The 21,528-nt window shown below is 67.2% G+C and carries 27 protein-coding genes and 2 tRNA genes; 15 read left to right on the top strand and 14 right to left on the bottom strand.

What is annotated here, in order from left to right; all coding sequences use genetic code 11:
• Positions 1–101: 101 nt before the first annotated feature.
• From PKE72_RS15950 to trhO, 6 genes are all read left to right on the top strand, one after another.
• Positions 102–626 carry a cold-shock protein gene (locus tag PKE72_RS15950; RefSeq protein ID WP_271166627.1) on the top strand — a complete coding sequence of 175 codons (525 nt, stop codon included), beginning with the start codon at positions 102–104 and terminating at the stop codon, positions 624–626.
• A 23-nt stretch (positions 627–649) separates the two neighbouring features.
• On the top strand, positions 650–1,129 hold the full coding sequence (locus PKE72_RS15945; RefSeq protein WP_271166350.1) for a DUF192 domain-containing protein: 480 nt from the start codon (positions 650–652) through the stop codon (positions 1,127–1,129).
• Between the two features lie 45 nt (positions 1,130–1,174).
• Positions 1,175–1,251 (top strand) — tRNA-Pro (locus PKE72_RS15940).
• A gap of 78 nt (positions 1,252–1,329) precedes the next feature.
• Positions 1,330–1,635, top strand: coding sequence for an ETC complex I subunit (locus PKE72_RS15935; protein ID WP_271166349.1), 306 nt, complete (start codon positions 1,330–1,332; stop codon positions 1,633–1,635).
• Positions 1,636–1,653: 18 nt separating this feature from the next.
• Positions 1,654–1,730 (top strand) — tRNA-Arg (locus tag PKE72_RS15930).
• A gap of 55 nt (positions 1,731–1,785) precedes the next feature.
• Complete coding sequence (trhO, locus tag PKE72_RS15925) at positions 1,786–2,718, top strand: oxygen-dependent tRNA uridine(34) hydroxylase TrhO (RefSeq protein WP_271166626.1); 933 nt, start codon at positions 1,786–1,788, stop codon at positions 2,716–2,718.
• Between the two features lie 9 nt (positions 2,719–2,727).
• Here the strand turns inward: trhO and PKE72_RS15920 are convergent, their stop codons facing one another.
• The gene (locus tag PKE72_RS15920; protein WP_271166348.1) at positions 2,728–3,003 is read right to left on the bottom strand and encodes a hypothetical protein; all 276 of its coding nucleotides are present in this window, start codon (positions 3,001–3,003) and stop codon (positions 2,728–2,730) included.
• A gap of 307 nt (positions 3,004–3,310) precedes the next feature.
• On the opposite strand from PKE72_RS15920, the gene PKE72_RS15915 reads away from it, so the two are divergent.
• Positions 3,311–4,504 carry a tyrosine-type recombinase/integrase gene (locus tag PKE72_RS15915; protein ID WP_271166347.1) on the top strand — a complete coding sequence of 398 codons (1,194 nt, stop codon included), beginning with the start codon at positions 3,311–3,313 and terminating at the stop codon, positions 4,502–4,504.
• Between the two features lie 187 nt (positions 4,505–4,691).
• Here PKE72_RS15915 and PKE72_RS17540 read toward each other — a convergent pair whose 3' ends face one another.
• The 7 genes from PKE72_RS17540 to moaA all read right to left on the bottom strand — a co-directional run bounded on the left by PKE72_RS17540 (position 4,692) and on the right by moaA (position 9,150).
• Positions 4,692–4,883, bottom strand: coding sequence for an aldehyde dehydrogenase family protein (locus tag PKE72_RS17540; RefSeq protein ID WP_373878108.1), 192 nt, complete (start codon positions 4,881–4,883; stop codon positions 4,692–4,694).
• Between the two features lie 238 nt (positions 4,884–5,121).
• Complete coding sequence (locus PKE72_RS15910; protein ID WP_271166346.1) at positions 5,122–6,321, bottom strand: molybdopterin molybdotransferase MoeA; 1,200 nt, start codon at positions 6,319–6,321, stop codon at positions 5,122–5,124.
• A complete protein-coding gene (moaC, locus tag PKE72_RS15905; protein ID WP_271166345.1) occupies positions 6,318–6,818 on the bottom strand; it encodes a cyclic pyranopterin monophosphate synthase MoaC in 501 nt (166 codons plus the stop codon). The genes PKE72_RS15910 and moaC overlap by 4 nt, the downstream gene beginning before the upstream one ends.
• On the bottom strand, positions 6,818–7,384 hold the full coding sequence (gene moaB, locus PKE72_RS15900; RefSeq protein WP_271166344.1) for a molybdenum cofactor biosynthesis protein B: 567 nt from the start codon (positions 7,382–7,384) through the stop codon (positions 6,818–6,820). Before moaB ends, moaC begins: the two co-directional genes overlap by 1 nt.
• Positions 7,381–7,839: a molybdenum cofactor biosynthesis protein MoaE gene (locus PKE72_RS15895; RefSeq protein WP_271166343.1), complete on the bottom strand. Its 459-nt coding sequence runs from the start codon at positions 7,837–7,839 to the stop codon at positions 7,381–7,383. Before PKE72_RS15895 ends, moaB begins: the two co-directional genes overlap by 4 nt.
• Positions 7,840–7,841: 2 nt before the next feature.
• Entirely contained in the window at positions 7,842–8,096 is a 255-nt protein-coding gene (locus PKE72_RS15890; protein ID WP_271166342.1) for a MoaD/ThiS family protein, read from the bottom strand.
• A 1-nt stretch (position 8,097) separates the two neighbouring features.
• Positions 8,098–9,150, bottom strand: coding sequence for a GTP 3',8-cyclase MoaA (gene moaA, locus PKE72_RS15885; protein WP_271166341.1), 1,053 nt, complete (start codon positions 9,148–9,150; stop codon positions 8,098–8,100).
• 50 nt (positions 9,151–9,200) lie between these two features.
• On the opposite strand from moaA, the gene modA reads away from it, so the two are divergent.
• Genes modA through PKE72_RS15870 form a run of 3 tightly spaced genes read left to right on the top strand, consistent with a single transcriptional unit; the run spans position 9,201 to position 11,290 of the window.
• On the top strand, positions 9,201–9,962 hold the full coding sequence (gene modA, locus PKE72_RS15880) for a molybdate ABC transporter substrate-binding protein (RefSeq protein WP_271166340.1): 762 nt from the start codon (positions 9,201–9,203) through the stop codon (positions 9,960–9,962).
• Positions 9,963–10,658: a molybdate ABC transporter permease subunit gene (gene modB, locus PKE72_RS15875; RefSeq protein ID WP_271166339.1), complete on the top strand. Its 696-nt coding sequence runs from the start codon at positions 9,963–9,965 to the stop codon at positions 10,656–10,658.
• Positions 10,655–11,290 (top strand): ATP-binding cassette domain-containing protein, encoded by a 636-nt coding sequence (locus PKE72_RS15870; RefSeq protein ID WP_271166338.1) that lies wholly within the window; start codon positions 10,655–10,657, stop codon positions 11,288–11,290. The genes modB and PKE72_RS15870 overlap by 4 nt, the downstream gene beginning before the upstream one ends.
• A gap of 6 nt (positions 11,291–11,296) precedes the next feature.
• On the opposite strand, the gene PKE72_RS15865 is transcribed toward PKE72_RS15870, so the two are convergent.
• The gene (locus tag PKE72_RS15865) at positions 11,297–12,205 is read right to left on the bottom strand and encodes a LysR family transcriptional regulator (protein WP_271166337.1); all 909 of its coding nucleotides are present in this window, start codon (positions 12,203–12,205) and stop codon (positions 11,297–11,299) included.
• Between the two features lie 295 nt (positions 12,206–12,500).
• Between PKE72_RS15865 and paoA the strand changes: the two genes are divergently transcribed.
• The 3 genes from paoA to paoC are packed head-to-tail and all read left to right on the top strand — an operon-like array spanning position 12,501 to position 16,277.
• A complete protein-coding gene (gene paoA, locus PKE72_RS15860) occupies positions 12,501–13,130 on the top strand; it encodes an aldehyde dehydrogenase iron-sulfur subunit PaoA (RefSeq protein ID WP_271166336.1) in 630 nt (209 codons plus the stop codon).
• Entirely contained in the window at positions 13,127–14,077 is a 951-nt protein-coding gene (locus PKE72_RS15855) for an FAD binding domain-containing protein (RefSeq protein ID WP_271166335.1), read from the top strand. The genes paoA and PKE72_RS15855 overlap by 4 nt, the downstream gene beginning before the upstream one ends.
• A gap of 4 nt (positions 14,078–14,081) precedes the next feature.
• On the top strand, positions 14,082–16,277 hold the full coding sequence (paoC, locus tag PKE72_RS15850; protein ID WP_271166334.1) for an aldehyde oxidoreductase molybdenum-binding subunit PaoC: 2,196 nt from the start codon (positions 14,082–14,084) through the stop codon (positions 16,275–16,277).
• Positions 16,278–16,357: 80 nt separating this feature from the next.
• On the opposite strand, the gene PKE72_RS15845 is transcribed toward paoC, so the two are convergent.
• The 5 genes from PKE72_RS15845 to PKE72_RS15825 form a co-directional block, all read right to left on the bottom strand.
• Entirely contained in the window at positions 16,358–16,942 is a 585-nt protein-coding gene (locus tag PKE72_RS15845; protein ID WP_271166333.1) for a nucleotidyltransferase family protein, read from the bottom strand.
• Positions 16,939–17,853 (bottom strand): XdhC family protein, encoded by a 915-nt coding sequence (locus PKE72_RS15840; protein WP_271166332.1) that lies wholly within the window; start codon positions 17,851–17,853, stop codon positions 16,939–16,941. Before PKE72_RS15840 ends, PKE72_RS15845 begins: the two co-directional genes overlap by 4 nt.
• A gap of 136 nt (positions 17,854–17,989) precedes the next feature.
• Positions 17,990–18,373 carry a winged helix-turn-helix domain-containing protein gene (locus PKE72_RS15835; RefSeq protein ID WP_271166331.1) on the bottom strand — a complete coding sequence of 128 codons (384 nt, stop codon included), beginning with the start codon at positions 18,371–18,373 and terminating at the stop codon, positions 17,990–17,992.
• Positions 18,374–18,837: 464 nt separating this feature from the next.
• On the bottom strand, positions 18,838–19,584 hold the full coding sequence (locus PKE72_RS15830; protein ID WP_271166330.1) for an SDR family oxidoreductase: 747 nt from the start codon (positions 19,582–19,584) through the stop codon (positions 18,838–18,840).
• A gap of 46 nt (positions 19,585–19,630) precedes the next feature.
• Positions 19,631–19,987, bottom strand: a complete 357-nt coding sequence (locus PKE72_RS15825) for a cyclophilin-like fold protein (RefSeq protein WP_271166329.1) — start codon at positions 19,985–19,987, stop codon at positions 19,631–19,633.
• Here PKE72_RS15825 and PKE72_RS17560 point away from each other — a divergent pair.
• Positions 19,971–20,609 (top strand): hypothetical protein, encoded by a 639-nt coding sequence (locus PKE72_RS17560; protein WP_271166328.1) that lies wholly within the window; start codon positions 19,971–19,973, stop codon positions 20,607–20,609. The two genes, PKE72_RS15825 and PKE72_RS17560, sit on opposite strands and share 17 nt — an antisense overlap.
• Positions 20,606–21,220, top strand: a complete 615-nt coding sequence (locus PKE72_RS15815) for a hypothetical protein (RefSeq protein ID WP_271166327.1) — start codon at positions 20,606–20,608, stop codon at positions 21,218–21,220. The genes PKE72_RS17560 and PKE72_RS15815 overlap by 4 nt, the downstream gene beginning before the upstream one ends.
• The last annotated feature ends 308 nt before the right edge of the window (positions 21,221–21,528 follow it).

The raw sequence follows: 21,528 nt of genomic DNA, 5'->3' as shown, positions 1-21,528 counted from the left end.
CGGATTTTGGCCTTTCCAAAGATTCACGGAACAGTGTTAAACGTAATCTGTTGTCCGTTAGAGGAGCGGACGGGGGTGTAAACTTGTCTGATTTCGATGGGATGGAAACGGCGGAGACCGTTCGTGTCGTCGGTCGCGTAAAATGGTTTGATCCGGCGAAGGGCTATGGCTTCATCGTTCCGGACGATCCGACGCTGACTGAGCTTCGTGACGTTCTGCTGCACATTAGCAGTCTGCGTGATACCGGCCGTGATACGGCTGACGAAGGCGCGCCGATAACCTGCGCTTGCGTCAAGCGAGCCAAGGGTTGGCAGGCGGTCGAGATTCACGAACTTGGGGCTGGTGAAGCGACCATGATCGCACGCCGTCCAATAATTGCCGCGACGCCCCAAGCGCCCTGTCCTGACGTGGATGGAGCGCTGGAATCGGCTGTCGTCAAATGGTTCAACCGGACGAAGGGCTACGGATTCGTCGTGCGCGACCGTGAACCTGGCGATATCTTCGTCCATATCGAAACCCTTCGTCGCTGCGGCCTTGACGATCTGGTGCCTGGCGATGTTGTTCAGGTGCGGTTCGCCAGTGGTCCCAAAGGCCTAGTGGTCGCCGAAATCAGACCGGGCGGCTGACCGATTCGCCCTAAGGACGGCGTATGTTCGACGCGACGAGACGTTTCCTGTTGACCGGCCTGGCGGCCTTGGCGCTGGCCGGTTGCGCAGCCAAGGCTCCGGAAGGGCCAAATGGCGAGGCCCTTCAAAGACTCGCCGTTGTTACGGCCTCTGGCGAGCATACGTTCTGGGTCGAGATCGCTGACGAGGAACCCGAGCGCCAGCGCGGGCTGATGTTCCGGCCGCCGCTGGAGGCTGACCGGGGCATGTTGTTCCAATGGCCGGGCGAAGCGCCGCGCGAGCAGAGCTTTTGGATGCGCAACACGCCCAGTTCGCTGGACATCCTCTATATCGACCCGACGGGGCGAATCGTCTCGATCGCGTCCCACGCCACCCCCTTTTCCGAGGCGCCCATTCCCTCGAACGGACCCGCCAACGGCGTGCTGGAACTACGCGCGGGCCGTGCCGACGAGATCGGCGCCAAGCCCGGCGACAAGGTTTTGCATCCTTATTTCAAGCCTTGATTGCGGATTGCGTCGCGAAGTGCCAATAGAGCGCTCCGTTCGGTCCGGGGTGTAGCGCAGCCTGGTAGCGCATCTGGTTTGGGACCAGAGGGTCGGAGGTTCGAATCCTCTCGCCCCGACCAAGGAACGGCCGCTGGATTCCGTATCCAGCGCGCGTTATGGCAGGTCCATAGGACCTGCCGATCACTAGGGATTTCGCCATGCTCGCCCGCATCTACCGCCCGGCCAAGACCGCTATGCAGTCCGGCAAGGCCAAGAGCCGCGACTGGCGCCTTGAGTTTGAGCCGGCCTCGGCCCGTACGATCGACCCGCTTATGGGCTGGACAAGCTCGTCGGATATGAACGGTCAGGTGCGCCTCGCCTTTGATTCGAAGGAAGAGGCCGTCGCCTACGCCGAACGCCACGGCATTCCGTTCCGCCTGCATGAGCCGAACGAAGCTCCGACGATCCTGAAGGCCTACGCCGATAACTTCGCCCCCAATCGCAAACAGCCCTGGACGCACTGACGCCCGGTCCGCTGCCGAGCGCCCTTAGCTCAACCGGATAGAGCACCCGCCTTCTAAGCGGACGGTTGCAGGTTCGAGTCCTGCAGGGCGCGCCACCCTCGCGACGGCGCTGCTGAAAGCCACGCCATGACCGAATCAGAATCCTCAAACATCGGCCAGATCCGTGTCGCGGCCCTTTATCGATTCTCAGCCATCGCCGATGTCGAGGCAGTGCGCGCGCGATTGCAGACGGCTTGTGACGCTGGCGGGGTCAAGGGCACGCTGCTGGTCGCCACTGAAGGGCTGAACGGCACGATCGCGGGGCCGGAAGCCGGCATTGAGGCGGTTCTGGCCGAGATTCGATCCATTTCAGGCTTCGCTAATCTGGACGTCAAATACGCCTGGACCGGCGACATGCCTTTTCTGCGGATGAAGGTCCGGATCAAGCGCGAAATCGTCACGATGGGCCAGCCGGATCTGGATCCGGCGCGAGAGGCCGGGGTCTATGTCGCGCCTGCGGACTGGAACGCCCTGATCGCCGATCCGACCACCCTGGTGATCGACACCCGCAACGACTACGAGGGCGAGATCGGGACCTTCGAGGGGGCGGTGCAGCCGAACACCCGAAGCTTCCGCGACTTCCCCGACTGGTTCCGCACAGAGGGCCGCGCCCTGCTGGACCAGATGAAGCCACAGCGGGTGGCCATGTATTGCACCGGCGGCATCCGCTGCGAGAAATCGACCGCCTTCCTGAAGGCCGAAGGTGTCGAGCACGTCCATCACCTGGAAGGGGGCATCCTGCGTTACCTTGAGGAGGTCGAGCCGGTTGACAGCCTATGGCGGGGCGACTGTTTCGTCTTCGACGAGCGGGTCTCGGTGGGCCATGGTCTGGCGCAGGGCGACCACACCCTCTGCCGCGGCTGTCGAATGCCGGTGGACGCGGCGGGGCGCGCCTCGCCTCACTTCATAGAAGGCGTCTGCTGCGAACGCTGCCGCGAAACTCGGGACGACGCACAGCGGCTGCGCTACGCCGAGCGCCAGAGACAGATCGAGTTGGCGCGTCGGCGCGGCCAGACCCATCGGGGTCGGAGTGATCCCGCCTGAGGCTTCGTCCTATTTGGGCGGCTGATGATAGACCACGCGGCATTCGCCATCGAGGGTGGTGTAGCGGTTGTTGGCCGCATCGACGAAGGCGATCCGGCCACCATCGTTGTATTCGACCTTGCCGGTGGAGCGTCCCTTGAACGTCTCCGTCCCATAGCTCCAGCAGGTGATGTCGGCCGGGGTGTCGCCCCAGGTGGCGGCGTTGCGGGCGCGTTTGCTGTCGGTGCAGGCCCCCGTCGCGGCGACGAGGGTCAGGGCGAGGGCGGCGAGTATGAAGCTTTTCATGAGGCGCAGCCTCGCATGATCGCGGCGCCGGCGGAAGCGGTGTCCGAATCTGAGTGTTTCAGGACTGTTCAGCGCTTTTCAGGCGGGTAGTAAGCTTATTGTTTTCCGTTATTTAGCGTTTCAGGGCGTTTCACGGCACCCCACCCAATCGCAAATCCTATGGCGGGTGTGTAGGCGGGTGTGAAAGAGGCCTGATCCAACGCCTAGTTCCCAGCTAGCCAGGAAATTTCTGTGGCGAAGCGCGGACTAGCGTCTAAGATTGGCGGACAAAAATCGTTATTGCAGAAATGTCGCAGGTCGACGTCAGATGCCACGCCAAGCCGCCGAACTCGGCGCTCTCGCCGTCAGCCGTATAGCCACTGCCGGCTACCACGCGGTCGGCGGGGTGGCGGGTTTATATCTGCAGGTTCTCCCCACAAGGGGTCGGACCTGGATTCTGAGGGCGGACATCGGCGGTCGGCGTCGGGAGATGGGCCTGGGCGGCTATCCGAGCGTTACCCTGTCCGGCGCACGAGAGGCGGCGCGTGGAGCCCGAGACCTCATCCGCGCGGGCATAGACCCGATCGACAGGGCGCGGGCGGCGAAGGCCAGGTTGACCGTGACGTCCACTCAATCCGGATGGACATTCCGGCAGGCGGGCGAAGCCTATGTCGCCACGCACGAGGCGGGCTGGAAGAACGCCAAGCATCGGGCTCAGTGGTCGTCGACCCTGGCCGCCTATGTCTATCCTGTCGTCGGGGATCTCGGCGTCGACGCGGTCGGTCTGTCTCATGTCATGGACATCCTCACGCCGATCTGGACCACGAAAACCGAGACCGCCAGACGCGTGCGGGGGCGGTTGGAGGCGGTTCTGGACTGGGCCGCGACGCGCGAGCTCCGGTCCGGACCGAACCCCGCCCGGTGGAAGGGGCATCTCGATAAGCTGCTGGCCGATCCCTCCAAGGTCTCGAGGGTCAGACATCACCGTGCACTGCCGATCGACGACATGCCCGGCTTCATCGCCCGTCTGGGCGAGGTCTGGGGCGTCGGCGCTCGGGCGCTTCTGTTCGGAATCCTCACCGCAGGCCGCTCCGGCGAGACCAGAGGCGCCGCCTGGGGCGAGATGGATGTTGCGCGCGGAACCTGGACTGTACCCGCAGAGCGCATGAAAGGGGGAAGGGTGCATCGCGCCGCCCTTTCCAGCGCCGCGCTCGCGCTCCTCGGCGTTCCCGGCAAGCCCGATGATCTCGTCTTTCCCGCTGCAAGCGGCGGGACATTGTCGGAGATGACCCTGACCAAGGTGCTGCGGGACATGAAGGTGGATGCGGTTCCGCACGGCTTCCGATCCACATTCCGCGATTGGGCGGCCGAGCGCACAGAACATGCGAATGAACTGGCGGAGATGGCGCTCGCTCACGCTGTGGGAAGCAAGGTCGAAGCCGCCTATCGTCGAGGCGACCTGTTTGCTCGGCGGGTTGGCCTGATGAATGATTGGGCGGTGTTTTGCGGTCTGGGTCGCTAAGCCCGTAGCACGGCATTTAGAGAGCGCCACGCGATCTAGCGCTAATCTGTCCAACGAAGAGAAGCCCGGTGCTGCCTGCTCGCCTGGACCCGATCCAGCGGGCAGCCGACGTTCATGATGATCTGTCATGTCCAAAGGCTTCGCCCGCCTCGCCATGCGTATGGGGGCAGACTTAAACGGTGCGGCGTCAGGATTGATGCTGGCGCCGTGCCGGATCACGTCTTGCTTTGGGGGGGGGGGCGCTGATCCAGTGCCTAGTCGCGATCCCGTAGATGGCCTTGATCATCGGCATCTGGACAGGCGAATTTGGAGGAGAGATCAGCACGCAAACGCCGATCGGCTCGCGGCGGATGATCGTATCTCCGATCCGGCTCTCCAAGGCGTAACTGGCGATCAGGTCACGGGCCGCCTTGATATAAGCGGCGGGGCCGGTCGCCTCGGCGGGCGCGGCATCGGAATGCCGATCCCGGCGCGATCAGGGCGGCGATCTCATCCGTCTGCGCCGTATAGGCCTTAAGTGTGCGATCGATGAGGGCGACGCGTTGATTGACGGCCCAGGTCGAGAAGGAAGGCCGCCCCGGAGAGGCTTTGGAGGGTAAGAACCTTCTCGTGAAGCGTCAGCGGATGGGAACCAAAACCTCCACTTCAGCGCCGTCCGCCAGCCCGTCTGCGCCGGGCAAACGCCGCAACAATCCATTGGCCGCCGCCATAACCGTGACGAGAGAGGAATCCTGGTCGGTCATGGGTCGCACGCGGCGCACCCCGTCGGCGTCGGGCTCGATTATAGCGCGCATATAGTGTTCGCGCGGCCCGTTCGGCGCGAGCGGACCATGAAGGCGTGCCCGGTCCGGAGCGAGATTCGTCGAGCCGCCCTGAAGGGCTGCGATCAGAGGCCAAAGGAACAACTCCGCGCAGACCAGGGCCGAGGCGGGATTGCCGGGTAGACCGAGCAGGGGCCGTCCGTCGGCCAGAAGCGCGAACCAGACAGGCTTGCCGGGGCGCACGGCGACGCCCTCGACCGAGAGAGAACCACCGACCGACCGGACCGCCGGCTTGACGCGATCATGGTCGCCGACGGAGGCGCCGCCGACCGTCACCAGAAGATCGAAGGCTCCGGCGTCGATGGCGGCGAGAATGGAGGCGTCGTCGTCTCTGGCCGGGCCGAGATGGACGACCGTGCCGCCGCAGCGACGCACGAAGGCCGCCAGGGCCGGGGCGCAGGCGTCGTAGATCTGGTGGGGCCCGGCGGGCGTTCCGGGAGCGACGAGTTCGTCGCCAGTCGACAGGAGGGCGACCACGGGTCGACGACGGCAGGTCACCGTCGCGCGGCCCGCCGAAGCGGCCAGCGCCAGGCGCCACGGATTGAGCCGGGTTCCAGCCTCAAGCAGGACGGCGCCGGCGCGGAAGTCGCAGCCTTGAGGCCGCACCCAGGCCGGGGCGTCCGGTGCGGCGGCCAGGACAACCGTCTCACCGTCGCGGGCGGCCTCTTCCTGGATCACCACCCGGTCGCCGCCGGCGGGCAGGGCGGCGCCGGTGAAGATGCGGGCGGCCTGGCCGGGCTGAAGGCTCACGCCGGCGTTGTGGCCGGCTGCGCTCTCGCCGATGATCTTGAGGCGCGCGCCGGGCCGGACGTCCGCGCCGCGAACGGCCCAGCCGTCCATGGCGGAGGCGTCGTAGGGGGGCTGGTCGCGGCCGGCCGTGACCGGTTCCGCCAGCCAGCAGCCGTCGGCCTCCGTCAGGGAAACGGCTTGCGCCGCCAGCGGGACGATGGCCGACAGCATGGTCGCGCGGGCGGTCTCGACCGAGGGCAGGCTCACGGTCGGCTCCAGTCGCCCGAGGCGCCGCCCGACTTGGCCAGCAGGGCGATGTCTGCGACGACCATCTCGCGATCGACGGCTTTGAGCATATCGTAGAGGGTCAGGAGTGCGACGGACACCGCCGTCAGCGCTTCCATTTCGACCCCGGTCTGACCCTGGGTCCGGGCCGTCGCCGTCGCCTCTAGACCCGATCCGTCCTTGCTCGGCCGGACGGCGACCTTGACGGAGATCAGCATCAGAGGGTGGCACATGGGGATGAGGTCAGAGGTCCGCTTGGCCGCCATGACGCCGGCGATTTCGGCCACGGCGCGAACGTCGCCCTTTTTGCCGCCGCCCGACAGGGCCAGAACCAGGGTCTCGGGCCGCATGGCGATCCGGCCACGCGCCGTCGCCTCGCGCGTCGTGGTCGCCTTGTCCGAGACGTCGACCATGCGGGCGCGGCCCTCGGCGTCGATGTGGGTGAGGTCTGCACCAACGGGCGTGTTCGGACCCGACATCATCGCTCCAGCAGCCGAGGCATGAGTTCGACCATGTTGCAGGGCTTGTGACGGCTGTCGAGCTGCCAGCGGATGACCTTGTCCCAGCCGTCGCGGACCGCTCCGTTGGAGCCCGGGAGACAGAAGACGAAGACGCCGTCAATCAGGCCGGCCGTCGCTCGGGATTGCAGGGTTGAAAGGCCGATCGTCTGATAGCTGACCTGGTGGAAGATCACCGAGAAGCCGTCGATCCGCTTGTCGAACAGGGGCTCGAGGGCCTCAGGCGTGACGTCCCGGCCCGTCAGGCCCGTCCCTCCTGTGGTGATGATCGCATCCACCGAGCCGTCGCCGATCCAGCACCGGACCCGGGCGCGAATGGCCCCGATGTCGTCGGGAACGATGTCGCGCAAGACCGGGAGATGGCCGGCCTCGGCAATCCGGTCCGCCAGGATCTTGCCCGAGGTGTCGCTTTCCTCGTCCCGGGTGTCGGAGATGGTGAGGACGGCGATGCGCACAGGAGTGAAGGGCAGATCGACGAGCCGCCCGCCAGGGGCGGGCAGCTCAAGGTCGGCGCGTGTCTCGGTCATGGGGTCTCCTCGGCCCAGCGGGCCAGATCGTTGTGGTCCTGGTCGCGGGGCTCGATCCAGCGGCGGCCCTCAGGACCGTCCTCCCGTTTCCAGAACGGCGCCCGGGTCTTGAAATGGTCCATCAAGAAGTCGGCGGCCTCGAAGGCCGGGCGTCTGTGCGCGGCGGCGACGGCGACGAAGATCACCGGCTCGCCGACTCCGATCGGGCCCCAGCGGTGCACGGCGAGGGCGTCCTGGATTTCGAACCGCGCGCGGGCGTCGGCTTCGATCGCCTCCATCACCCGTTCGGTGAAGCCCGGATAGGCTTCCAGGGTCAGGGTGTCGATGGTCCGGTCGCCGGAGCGGCCGCGGGTCAGGCCGGTGAAGGAGACCACCGCCCCGGTGTCCAGCCGATCACGGCAAAAGTCCCGCAACAGTGCGGCCGCGTCGAGCGGGTCCCGGGTGATGCGGATCATGCTCAGCCGCCGCCGACGGGAGAGCCGAACGCCACCTCGTCTTCGGGTCGGATCGGGAGGTCGTCGCTGCGCAGGCTGAAAGGGGTGAGGGTGGCGTTGAGGATCACCAGGGTGCTGCGATGATCGAGATGGTCGGCGAGGCGCGCGTCGCCGCCGGCCGCCGCAGCCTTGATCTCGCCCAGGGTGGCGCCCTCGAGCTTCGCCTCGGACCATCCGGCGATGTCGCCGATGGTCCCGAACAGTTTCACGACCGCCATCTCATCCTCCCGTCGTCGACATGGTGCGCATCACCGCCGGCGCGGCGCCCGGGCGGTCTATTCTGAAATCGTGCCCCTTGGGCTTGAACGCGATGGCCCTGCGTATCGCCTCGCGCAACGGCGCGTCTTCCCCGGGACTATCGCGCAGCACCTGACGCAGATCCGCCTGGTCGTCCTGGCCCAGGCAGAGGAAGAGCTGGCCGGTGCAGGTCACCCGCACCCGGTTGCAGGCCTCGCAGAACACATGGCTGAGCGGGGTGATGAAGCCCAGCGTGCCGCCGGTCTCCTCCACTTTCATATAGCGGGCGGGGCCGCTGGTGCGCCGTGTCGACGGCGTCAGGGTCCAGATCCGGCTCAGCTGCTCCCGGACCATGGCGAGCGAGAGGTACTGGTCCGTCCGGTCCGCGCCGATCTCGCCGAGCGGCATGGTCTCGATCAGGGTGATGTCCATGTCCAGCCCATGCGCCCAGCGGATCAGGTCGGGAAGTTCGTCGGCGTTGTCGCCCTTCAGGGCGACGGTGTTGATCTTGAGTCTGAGGCCCGCCGCCCGCGCCGCCTCCAGTCCGGCCATCACCGCCGCCAGATCGCCGCCGCGGGTGATGCGCCGGAACTTGTCCGGGTCCAGAGTGTCCAGGGAGACGTTGATGCGGCGCACCCCGTGACCGGCGAGCGTCTCGGCATGCCGCGCGAGCTGGGTGCCGTTGGTGGTCAGGGTGATCTCCTCGAGATCGCCGGCCCTGAGACGGCGGGAGAGGGCGGCCACCAGATCCATCATCCCCTTGCGGACGAGGGGCTCGCCGCCGGTCAGCCGGATCCGACGGCAGCCGAGGTCGATGAAGGCGCCGCACATCCGCTCGAGTTCCTCCAGACTCAGGAGATCGGCCTTGGGCAGGAAGACCGGGTTCTCGGCCATGCAGTAGAGACAGCGCAGGTCGCAGCGGTCGGTCACCGAGATCCGGACGTAGTTGATCGTGCGGCCGAACGGATCGACCAGCGGCGCCGGGACGCGCAAGCCGATCGGCGTCGCCTTGTCAGATTGATAGATGACCGTCATGTTCGAGCGACTATAACGGGTCTTTCCGGAAGGGCGTCCACATTTTTCTGATGAACCGGAAATCTCTGTCTCGCGCCCTGACGGGCCTGATCCTCGTCACGCTTGCATCCTGCGCGCCGGCCTCGCCTCGGCAGGACCGGACCGTGACGGTCTTCGCCGCCGCCTCCCTGACCGACGCCCTGACCGAGATCGCTGCAGACTACGAGCGGAACGAGGGCGCTGCGGTGCGTCTTTCGTTCGGCGCCAGCGGGGCTGTGGCGCGCCAGATCCAGGCGGGGGCCCCGGCCGATGTCGTCGTCCTGGCGGATCCGGAGTGGATGGATCGTTTGGGCGCGGCGGGACGCCTCACCGACCGGCGCGTGGACCTGGTGCGTAATGATCTGGTTGTGATCGCGCCGACCGGGACCGCTCGCTTGGCGGATCCCTTCTCGACCCTCGCGGGGGACGACCGTGTGGCGATCGGCGACCCCGAGAGCGTGCCGGCCGGCGCCTACGCCCGGACGTGGCTTCAGACGTCGGGGCGCTGGGACGCCGTCAAGGATCGCCTCGTCTTCGGGACGGATGTGCGCGCCGTCCGCGCCTTCGTGTCGCGCGGCGAGGCGGCGCTCGGCGTCGTCTATCGCAGCGACGTGGTCGGCCGCACGGACCTGCGCATCGTGCTGGAGCCGCCTGCGGCCGAGCAGCCCGCCATCGTCTATCCGGCGGCCAAAATCGTCGGCGGAGGGCGCGAGGCGCAGGCCTTCCTCGACTATCTCGGCACGCCCGCCGCTGCGGCGGTGTTTCGACGCCACGGCTTCGAGCCCGCGATCTGAATGTTTGAACCCCTGTCCGACTTCGAGCTCCAGGCGCTCGGCCTGTCGATCAAGGTGGCGACCGCCGCCTTGGCCGTCGGCCTTCCGCTCGGTCTGGCTTTGGCGATGCTGCTCGCGCGGGGCCGCTTCCCGGGACGCTGGATCCTTGAGGCGGCGGTCAACCTGCCCTTGGTCCTCCCTCCCGTGGTGACGGGTCTGATCCTGCTCAGCCTGTTCGGGGTTCGCGGGCCGGTCGGCCGGGCCCTTCATGATCTCTTTGGCGTCACCTTGGCCTTTCACTGGACCGGGGCGGCGCTGGCCGCGACCCTGATGGCCCTGCCGCTGGTGGTTCGTCCGCTTCGGCTCGCGATCGAGGGGGTGGACCGGGGGCTGGAAGACGCCGCCTCGATGCTGGGCGCGTCCCGCCTGGCCGTGTTCGTCCGCATCACCCTGCCGCTGGCGGCGCCGGGCCTCGTCGCCGCGGCTCTGCTGGGCTTCGCCCGGGCGTTCGGCGAATTCGGCGCCACCGTGACCTTCGCCGGCGCCATTCCGGGAGAGACCCAGACCCTGCCGGTCGCCATCTATTCGGCTTTGCAGCGCGCTGAAGGCGATCAGGCGGCGATGCGCCTGGCCGTCATCGCCGTCCTGGTCTCGGTCCTCGCCGTCGTCGGCTCGGAAATCTGCAACCGGCGGCTCCAGCGGACGCGCGGCGCATGAGCCTGGCCTGTCACGCCCACGGCCGTCGCGGCGACTTCCGCTTCGATATCGGCTTCGAGAGCCCGTCCCAGGCGGTGGCGGTCGTCGGACCGTCCGGCTGTGGCAAGACCACCTTCCTGCACGGGCTCGCCGGCCTCCTTGCCGAAAGCACGGCGCGGATTCGGATCGACGATGCGCTGGTGCTCGACGACGGGATGAAGCGCACGCCTGTGCATCGACGGGCGGTCGGCTATGTCTTCCAGGACATCCGCCTGTTTCCGCACATGACGGTCGAGCAGAACATCGCCTTCTCCCGACCCTATGGCGGAGACGAGATGACCGTGGCCCAGGCGCTGGATCTGATGGATCTGCGCGGCTACGAGCGCCGTCGGCCTGCAGGTCTGTCGGGCGGGGAGGCGCGTCGCGTCGCGCTCGCCCGCGCCCTGGCCGCCCGGCCGAGGCTGCTCCTGCTGGACGAACCCTTCACAGGCCTGGACGTCAAGCGCCGGGAAAGGCTCGCGCCCTATCTGCTTCGCCTCCGTGACGAGGTCCGTCTGCCCATGATCCTGGTCTCGCACGATCCACGCGATCTCGACCTGATCGCCGAGGATGTCGTCAGAGTCGCGGGCGGGGTGGTCGATGCAAACGCGTAGCGAGGATCAGAGCCCGAGCGGACGCATTTCCCGGACCAGATCGATGAAAAGGCGCAAGGCATTGGGCATCTGACGCCGGCTTGAATAGTAGATTTGATAGCCAGGACTGGTCGGGCTCCAGTCGTCCAGAACGGTCGCCAGCGTGCCGGATGCGAGGTCGGCCCGGACCATCGGTTCGGCGACATAGATCAGGCCCGCGCCCTGCCTGGCGGCCGCTAGGCCAATCAGGCCGTTATCAATCAGCAGGGCGCCCGGCGCTTCGATTTCGATCCGCTCTTCGCCCCGCTCGAACTCCCAGCGATAAATACGGTCGTCGCCGATCCGAATGCGGATGCAATCGTGGTCCTCCAAGTCTTGCGGGACGGACGGCGCACCGCGTCGTTCCAGATAGGCGGGAGCCGCCACGATCATCCAGCGGATATCAGCGGACAGCCGTTGCGCGACCATGTCCTCAGGCACTGTGCCGCCATAGCGGATGCCCGCGTCGAAGCCGGCTTCGACGACGTCGATCATGCGGTTGTTGACGGAGATCTCGATCTCGACGTCGGGGTAGCGCTCAAGAAAGGTCCCAATCACGGGCGCTATCAGATATTCGGCGGCGTCGCTGGGCACGCTGAGGCGAACGCGGCCCATCGGGGCCTCTCGGTAGAGATTCAGGACGTCCACGGCCCGGCCGATCGCGTCATAGGGTTCACCGATAGCGGACTGAAGCGCCTCTCCGGCGGCCGTCAGGGTCACGCTGCGGTTCGAGCGATTCAGCAGCCGAACCCCTAGCCGCTCTTCCAGCCCCCGCATCGAATGGCTCAGCGCCGAGGCGCCGACTCCGAGCGCGACGCCGGCCCGTCGGAAGCTGCGCTGGCGGGCGATTTCCAGAAAGTAAGTCAGATCGGCGAAGTCGGAGCGGCGCAGTTGCATGGACGACCTCTAGCACCTCGTGTCGTTCGGATCACAGGCCAATGTCTCGTTGGAAAGCGGCTGGGACGGGGCGGATCTCGTCGCTATTGATAACTGTTCGCGGTAGAATCAAAGCAATGTACGTTGTAGTTGTCAGGATATATCGGTCTGGCGGAGTTGAGCACAAGTCATCGCGCCGTGTAGTCTGGCTCATCGCCGGAACGTATCCGTTCGGTTCGTATTGCCCTACTGTAATGGATCATTTGCTGCAGGTTAGATCAGACCCTGCCGGCGACAGGCAACCACGGAGGCCCCGATGGCCGGCGAACTTGAACTCTCTCGTAGAGGCGTGCTGATGGTGGGCGGCGCGAGCGCCGCGCTGGCGACGGTGTCGCCCGCCGAGGCTCAGACGCCTCCGCCGGATACGGCGCCGACGCAGATGGCCGTGAGTTTCGAGATCAACGGCGCCGACCGGACGCTGGAGCTCGACACCCGTACGACCCTGTTGGATGCGTTGCGCGAGCATCTGAATCTGACGGGAACCAAGAAGGGCTGCGATCACGGCCAGTGCGGCGCCTGCACCGTCATCGTCGATGGCCAGCGCATCAATTCCTGTCTCAGCCTGGCGGTGATGCACGAAGGGGCCAAGGTGACGACGATCGAGGGGCTCGGCACGCCGGACGACCTGCATCCGATGCAGGCCGCCTTCATCAAGCATGACGGTTATCAGTGCGGTTACTGCACGCCGGGTCAGATCTGTTCGGCGGTCGCGGTGCTCGATGAAATCCGTCAGGGTCTGCCCAGTCATGTTTCCGCCAGCCTGACCGACCGTCCCCGAGCGACCAACGAGGAAATGCGCGAACGGATGAGCGGCAACATCTGCCGCTGCGGGGCCTATTCCAACATCGCCGAGGCCATGGCCGAAGTCGCAGGAGCCCGCGCATGAGGCCCTTCTCCTACGAGCGCGCAACGACGCCAGCGGCCGCCGCCTTGGCGGCGCGGGCCAGGCCCGGCGCCAAATTCATCGCCGGCGGCACCAATCTTCTGGACCTGATGAAGCTTCAGATCGAGACGCCTGCACACCTCATCGATGTCGGCCCGCTCGGGCTGGACAGGATCGAAGAGACGCCGGAGGGAGGGCTTCGCATCGGCGCCCTCGTCTCCAACTCTGATCTCGCGGGCGACGCCCGCGTCCGGCGCGACTACGGCGTCCTCAGCCGCGCCCTCCTAGCCGGGGCGTCCGGGCAGTTGAGGAACAAGGCGACGACCGGCGGCAACCTGCTGCAGCGGACGCGCTGTCCCTATTTTTACGACACCGCCCAGGCCTGCAACAAGCGCGAGCCCGGTTCGGGTTGCGCGGCGATCGGCGGCTTCAGCCGCCAGCTGGCGGTGATCGGCGTCAGCGACCACTGTATCGCCACCCACCCCAGCGACATGGCCGTCGCCATGCGGGTTCTGGACGCTCAGGTGGAGACGGTGAATGCGGCCGGCGAAACGCGGGCCATCCCGATGGCCGAGTTCCACCGCCTTCCGGAGGATCGGCCGCACATCGACACCGTTTTGCCGCCCGGGGATCTGATCACGGCGGTGACCCTGCCGCGCCCGATCGGCGGGACCCACGTCTACCGCAAGGTCCGCGACCGGGCCTCCTACGCCTTCGCGGTGGTCTCGGTGGCCGCCGTCCTTCAGCGGGACGGGACCGGTCGGGTCGCGTTCGGCGGCCTGGCCCACAAGCCCTGGCGGGTCGAGGCGGCCGAGGCGGCCCTGCCCCAAGGGGCCAAGGCGGTGGCGGCGATCGCCCTGGCCGGCGCCCGGCCGACGCATGAGAACGCCTTCAAGGTGACCCTGGCGGAGCGGACGCTCGCCGCCGTCATCAGCGACGCGAGAGGATAGGGCTATGAAGTTCGACCAGCCGGCGGGCCAGAACGCAATCGACCAGTTGAAGGTCGTGGGCAAGCCGATCGACCGGATCGACGGCCCCCTCAAGACCACGGGGCAGGCCCTCTACGCCTATGAGCGTCACGACGTTCAGGCGCGACCAGCCTATGGCTATATCTTGGGTTCGACGATCGCCAAGGGACGGATCCGGCGGCTGCGCACCGATCGCGCCCGTTCGGCGCCGGGGGTCCTGGCCGTGGTCACCGCAGAGAATGCGGGGACCGTCGGCAAGGGCAATTTCAACACCGCCAAACTGCTGGGCGGGCCCGAGATCCAGCATTATCACCAGGCCGTCGCCGTCGTCGTGGCTGAGACCTTCGAACAGGCGCGGTCCGCCGCCCAGTTGGTGGAGGTCGACTATGTGAAGGCCAAGGGCGCCTTCGATCTGGCGGAGGCCAAGGCCGGCGCAGGCGACCCCAAGGGCGGACCTGAACAGTCTTCGACCGGCGATTTCGCGGGCGCTTTCGCGTCCGCGCCGGTGACGCTGGACGAGACCTATTCGACGCCGGATCAAAGCCACGCCATGATGGAGCCGCACGCCACCCTGGCGTCGTGGGAAGGCGACAAGCTCACCCTGTGGACGTCCAACCAGATGATCGCCTGGAGCAAGGGCGACATCGCCCGGACCTTCGGCATCCCGCCCGAGAACGTGCGGCTGGACTCGCCCTATATCGGCGGCGGTTTCGGCGGCAAGCTGTTCATCCGGTCCGACGCCGTCATGGCGGCCCTGGCGTCCAAGGCCAGCGGCCGGCCCGTCAAGGTGGCGCTGCAGCGTCCGCTGGTGATCAACAACACCACCCACCGCCCGGCGACCATCCAGCGCATCCGCATCGGCGCCGCGCGCGATGGCCGTATCACCGCGATCGGCCATGAAAGCTGGAACGGCGATTTGGAGGGCGGTTCCACTGAAGTCGCCACCCAGCAGACGAAACTGCTCTATGCCGGCGCCAACCGCATGACATCCCAGAAGCTGGCGGTCCTCGATCTGCCCGAGGGCAACGCCATGCGGGCGCCGGGCGAGGCGCCCGGCCTGATGGCGCTCGAGATCGCCATGGACGAGATGGCCGAGAAGCTGAATATGGACCCGGTCGAGTTCCGGGTGCTCAACGACACCCAGGTCGACCCCGAAAAGCCGGAGCGGCCCTTCTCGACCCGACAGTTCGTCGCCTGTCTGCGGACCGGCGCCGAGCGGTTCGGCTGGTCGCGTCGCAATCCGACGCCGGCCAGCGTTCGCGATGGCCGCTGGCTGATCGGTCTGGGCATGGCGGCGGGCTTCCGCAACAATATCGTCATGAAGTCAGGCGCGCGTGTTCGTCTTGACGGCCAGGGCGTCGTGACCGTCGAGACCGACATGACCGACATCGGCACGGGGACCTATACGATCATCGCCCAGACGGCGGCCGAAACCCTCGGGATTCCCGTCGAGCGGGTCGTGGTCAAGCTGGGCGACTCTGACTTCCCGGCCGCCGCGGGCTCGGGCGGACAATGGGGGGCCAACAGTTCGACCGCCGGCGTCTATGCCGCCTGCATGAAACTGCGCGAACAGATCGTCCAGACGCTCGGCTACCCCGCCGACGCCAGCTTCACCGGCGGGCGGGTCCGCGCGGGACGACGCAATGTCACCCTGGCGTCGCTGGCGTCGAACGGACCGCTGGTCGCCGAGGACTTCATCGAATTCGGGAACCTGGGCGAAAAGTTCCAGCAATCGACTTTCGCAGGCCATTTCGTGGAGGTCGCGGTCGACAGCTTCACGGGCGAGACCCGGATTCGGCGTATGCTGGCCGTCTGCGCAGCCGGACGCATCCTGAACCCGAAGACAGCGCGCAGCCAGGTCATCGGCGCCATGACGATGGGCGTCGGCGGAGCCCTGATGGAGGAGCTTGCGGTCGATACGCGGCACGGCTTCTTCGTCAACCACGACCTGGCCGGCTACGAGGTGCCGGTCCACGCCGACATCCCGCACCAGGACGTCATCTTCCTCGATGAGGTGGATGACAAGTCCTCGCCGATGAAGGCCAAGGGGATCGGGGAGCTCGGACTTTGCGGAGTCGGGGCGGCGGTCGCCAACGCGGTCTACAACGCCACCGGGGTCCGTATCCGGGATTACCCGTTGACGCTGGACAAGTATCTGGACCGGCTCCCGGCGATCGCCTGACGGCTGGCCGGCGCGCTGGGAGACAGAGCCGGACGGGCGAGGGTAATCGTCCGGATAGTCGCGCAGGGTGAAGGCCCTCGTCATTCCAGCGCGCGCGCCAGATCCTCGGGGTGGTCGACGTCGAAGATCGCCCTGTCGTCCGTGGTTCCAAAGGCGGCGACGTCGCCGCGGCCCGCGAGCAAGGCGCGCGCGCCCCGATCACCGCGCGTCTGCAAAAGGTCCGCAAAGAGCGCTCGTCCAAAAACGACGGGATGAGCCGGCCCCTCGGTATGGTCGAGCCGCGCCGCGACGGCGCCGGCCTCGACGGCTTCGAACAGAGGGGCGGCGGAGGCCGGGTCGACCAGCGGCATGTCTCCCAGGAAGATCGCCAGACTTCCGGCATCATGGGGAAGGGCGGCGACGCCGGCCCTAAGGGAGGCGGATAGACCCTCCGCCCAGTCAGGCGCTTGGACAAGGCGCAATCGGGGGTCGGTTCGGGCCCCAATCGCGGCGCGGACCTCATCCGCCCGGCATCCGACCACCACGACGACGTCGTCGACGGCCGCCGCGAGCGCGGTCTCGACCGACCAGACGATCAGCGGCCGACCGCGCCAGTCGGCCAGGAGCTTTCCGCCGCCGAACCGTCGGCCCGCCCCTCCGGCCAGGACCAGCGCATGCCGGGTCACGCCCGCGAGCCGATGATTTCGCCGATGACGGCCGCAGCGACCTCGTGTGGCGCCCGCGCGGCGATCTTCAGACCGATGGGGGCATGCAGCCGCTTCAGGTCGTCGGTCGAGACCCCGGCCGCTTCAAGCCGGGCCAGGCGTTCGGGCAGGCGTCGCCGCGCCCCGAGCACGCCGACATAGCCGGTGTCACAACCGAGCGCCGTCACAAGGGCTTCATGGTCAAGATCGGCGTCGTGAGTGGCGATGGCGACGGCGGTCCACCGGTCCAGGCGTAGAGCGTCCAAGGCCGCGCCGGGATCGTCGCGGCGATAGTCGATGGCCAGGGGCGGGGGGGCCTCGGGGCCCTTGGGGCGAACCAGGGTGACGCGCCAGCCCTGCGCGTGGCCCGCCGAGGCCATGGCCAGGGCGAAGGCGTCGGAGCCGATCACGACCAGCCGCTGCGTCGGGGCGTAGTCGCGCAGCCGATCGGGATGGTCGGTCGGCCCATCGACGACCGTGCGCCGTTCGCCGTCGGAAATCAGGGTGACGAGGCGGCGCGCTTCGTGCGCGCTGCGGAGCGCGGCGAGGGCGGGATCGTCGGGGAGGACAGCCTCCACCAGCAGGTCCAGCCGGCCTCCGCAGGGCAGGCGGGTGTCGACATAGGGACTGCCGCGTCCATAGACGAGGCGTTTCGACTGACCGCTCGCCAGCACGTCCCGGCCGTGCAGGGCGACGTCGGCTTCAATGCAGCCGCCGGACAGGAATCCGCCCATATCATTGCGGGTGACCACCATCTGGGCGCCGACGCCACGCGGTCCGCCGCCCTCGGCCGCGGTGATGGTGACCAGAGCGAACGCCTCGCTGCGGTCAGCCGCCGCGAACATGCGCGGCCGCATGTCGTCCTCAAGTCCGGCTGTGTACCAATCCGTCATCGTTCATCCTGCGGCAGAGTCCGTCAAAGACGCCGGGCACGACGACAAGATCGCCGCCCGGATCGGCCTGAGGATCCGTTGTAGCGTTCCATATACATCGGCGTCCGCCGCCCATGAAGCGATAGTCGAATTGACGTCAGGGCGTTGCCGACGCCAGCGGGGTGTCACGAAGATTGTCGACGAGAGCCGCATAGGCGGGATCGTCGAGGGTTACAGCGGTCAGGCGCTGCTCAAGCGCGCGAAAGGCCGCGAGCACCAGGACGCCCTCTTGCGTGAGGTGAGCGCCCTGGGCTGCGCCGCCGCGGACAGCGGTGACCAGCGGCCGCCGCCAGCAGCGATTCATTTCGTCCACCAGGGCCCAACAGCGCTTGTAGCTCATGCCCAGTGCGCGGCCGGCGCCCGAGATCGACCCATGGGTCCGGATCGCCTCCAGGACGGCGGCCTTGCCCGGGCCCATGGCGCCGGTCTCGGCGCTCATGACCTGAAGCCGAAGTTTCACCGGTCCCGCACGCGCCAGCATTCCAGCCCCTCCTTGGTTCGCCCCACCGTCCTATACGCCGCGACGGTCGGACGGGAAGAGGCGTGGACAAGAGTTTGGGACGAACGCCCTGAACACGCCGGCGATCCGCCGCGCCGAACCTTGAGGCGGCGCTGCGAAGGCGTTCAGGATTGCCCGGCGGCGACGCCGATCAACCCTCAAACGACGGGCGCCGCAGAGCTTGATCGCAGGAAAGACCGCAGCGCGTTGGATTGCGACGGCGGCGTCCGCCCAAGCGGGCGCAGGAAAGCGTGTGGCGGACTTCGCGAGGCTTGCGGCAGCCCCCAACGGAGGCCTGACCGGAACGGGAAGGGCGCCGGTTGGCGGGCCATCGCGTCTCAGCGGGCAGTTTCTCGCGCGCGGACGACCTTCCGAGCCCGGAAGGTCGTCCTGTCAGGATTGCGCGCGCCGACATCCTCTCCGCCCATCGTGAACAAGCGGCGCGATCACAGTTCCTGAGCGGTGGGGCGGAAGAGGATCTCGTTGATCCCGACGTCCTCGGGCTCGTTGATGGCGAAAGCGACCAGCCGGGCCAGGGTTTCGGCCGGGACGCCGACCTGGCCGACGTAGTCCTGGTTGGCCTGCTGAACGTCCTTCTCGCTGATGTGGTCGAGAAGCTCGGTCTTCACAGCGCCGGGCGAGAGGATGGTGGTGCGGATATTGTGGGGCGCCATCTCCTGACGCAGGCCTTCCGAGAGGGCGCGGACTGCGAACTTGGTGGCGGAATAGACGGCCGAGCCGCCGAACAGCTTGTGGCCCGCAACCGAGGCCACGTTGATGATGTGGCCCGACTTCTGGGCGATCATGGGCGGCAGAGCGGCGGCGACGCCGTAAAGCACGCCCTTCAGATTGACGTCGATCATCTGGTCCCACTCGTCGACCTTGACCCGCTCCAGTGGCGAGAGGGGCATGACGCCGGCGTTGTTGATGATCACGTCGATGCGGCCGTAGGTCGCGATCGCGGCATCGACCAGCCGCTGAAGGTCTTCCCGCTTCGTTACGTCCGTCGCCACGGCGATGGCCTTGCCGCCGGCAGCGGTGATCTCGGCGGCCAGGGCGTCGATGCGATCGGTGCAGCGGGCGCCGAGCACGACGGCGGCGCCTTTCTCGGCGAGATGGCGGGCCGTGGCGGCGCCCATTCCGCTGGAGGCGCCGGTGATGATGATGGTCTTGCCGGTGATGTTGTCGGTCATTGGAATCTGCCTTCTTGTCTGGAGGATAGGGTGAACTGTCGGCTCGTCAGTCTTCGGTGATGATCTCGACCCGTGCCGGCGCTGCGCCCAGCTCGGCTAATCCTTGGGGGTCGCCTTCGAGGCGTCCGAGACGGACGAGGTCTCGCGAGTAGGAGAAGTCTCGATAGAAGAGCGCGAGATTGCCCCACGGCGCGTAGTAGGCGATGTCGCCGACCTTGGGATCGGCCCCTGGAGGGGCGCCGGCCGTGGATAGCTTTCGGGGCAGGTCCGCGATCTTTTCGGTTCGGTTGAAGTCCTCGAGCGTCAGCGTGAGAGGCAGGAGGGAAGCGAAGTCGCGCGCCGTTTCATTGTCGTCAAGCACGGCGGTGAGGGTCCGGTCGGCGGCGATGATCCTGATACGCATGAGGGTCTCCCTAGGCGATCCGATCGCGGCGGCTGTGTCGGTCAGCATGAGCATTTCCGATGATGGGGCTTCGTGGGCGCGGGGCGCGCTATCGGGCGCGGCGAACCGTTACGGTCACAGGGCCTGGCCGATCGAGAATGGAGACGTCGCCGGTTATCCGGCCCAGGATCGCGATGCCGGGCGACGGAACCTGTCCGTCGCGATAGTAGATCACGAAATCATCCGGCCCCCAGAGGCCCAGCGTACCGACGCGGAAGTCACGCTGTCGAGCGATGTTCGGCAGGGGCGCCGGCAGGTCGCCTGTCTTTTCCTGCCGCAGATGATCCCGCATATTGATCGTCAGCGGCAACATTCTGATAAGCGCGCCAGACGCCGCATTGTCCGCCAGTTCCCCATTCAACTCATCACGACGGCCGGATCGGTCGAGGAGTCCGCCAAGGCGAATTCGGCGCTCGCGCCTCTGTTCCCTCTGATGATCGTCCTGATGTTGACCGTCATCATGGTCCAGACGCGCTCATTCAAGCGGCCCTCCGCTCCGGTGACTGCCGGGGACCCCGCTGTGGCCAAGACCGGGGTCGTTGCGCATGGGGCGCACGGCAGTCTCAAAGGAACGTTCCAATGACCTACTCCAATGCTCCCTTCTTCGCCTCGTCGAAGTCCGACTCCGCCTTCGATGACCTGACCGCGTCCCTGGGGGACGGGCGTCCGCACCCGACCGAAGACGCCCTGATCCAGCTCGGGCGCGCGCTCATGACCGAGCTGGTGGACGTGATCTCCGACACCGCGCTGGAGGACTATCAAAACATCCTGGGCGAGGCCCTGATCGGCGCCTTCCATTCGGCGGCGGCGCGGATCGAGAGAGACGCGGATCGGGCGCGCGATATGATGCGGTCGCTCGACCGGGACTTCGATGGATCGGAAGCCGCCGACACCGAGCTGCAGGAGGCGACGACGAAGGCCAGAGCGGGCGATGCGGCGACGCGGGCCTGCGAGTTGATCCGGGACGCGGCGTCCGAGACGTGGACGATCGCGACCGGGGAGGTCTGGACCGCCTGGCGGGGCTCGCGACGCGGCACGCATCTGACGGCGGCGCAGCTCGAAGCGAAACAGGCGATCCGGGCGATCCGCAACCGGAAGGCGGGAGACGCGGATCCAGGCGGTCCGGTGATCGCCTTCCCAACTCGGGTGGCGCAATCGATCAGCCCGCCCTGTTCGGCGACGCGAATTGCATGAGCGCGCCGGCCTCTATGGACCGCGAACGCCGACGGGCCTGGACGCCGGATCCACCGCCGTCGGCGGATCGATCCTGACCTGTGTCAGTCGAGCGCGTCTGCAAGGCCGCGGCCGTGCGTCCGACGGCAGGCGCGTGCGGATTGCAGCGATTGACCGCCGCCGGCCGTCGCAGGGCGAGGGTCGACCGCGACAGTTGTGCGCCGCCGGGGCAATGAGATTCCAAAGGGTGACCCTCATAACATCCCCAAGCGCGCCCTCCGTCGATCCATCCACAGGCATTTGTTTCGGCAACGACACGTGGAGACTTG

This window comes from Brevundimonas intermedia (genome assembly GCF_027922165.1).
GTDB classification, from domain to species: Bacteria; Pseudomonadota; Alphaproteobacteria; order Caulobacterales; family Caulobacteraceae; genus Brevundimonas; species Brevundimonas intermedia.
The sequence above is the reverse complement of the archived record's forward strand: the minus strand, read 5'-3'. Positions and strand labels throughout refer to the sequence as shown.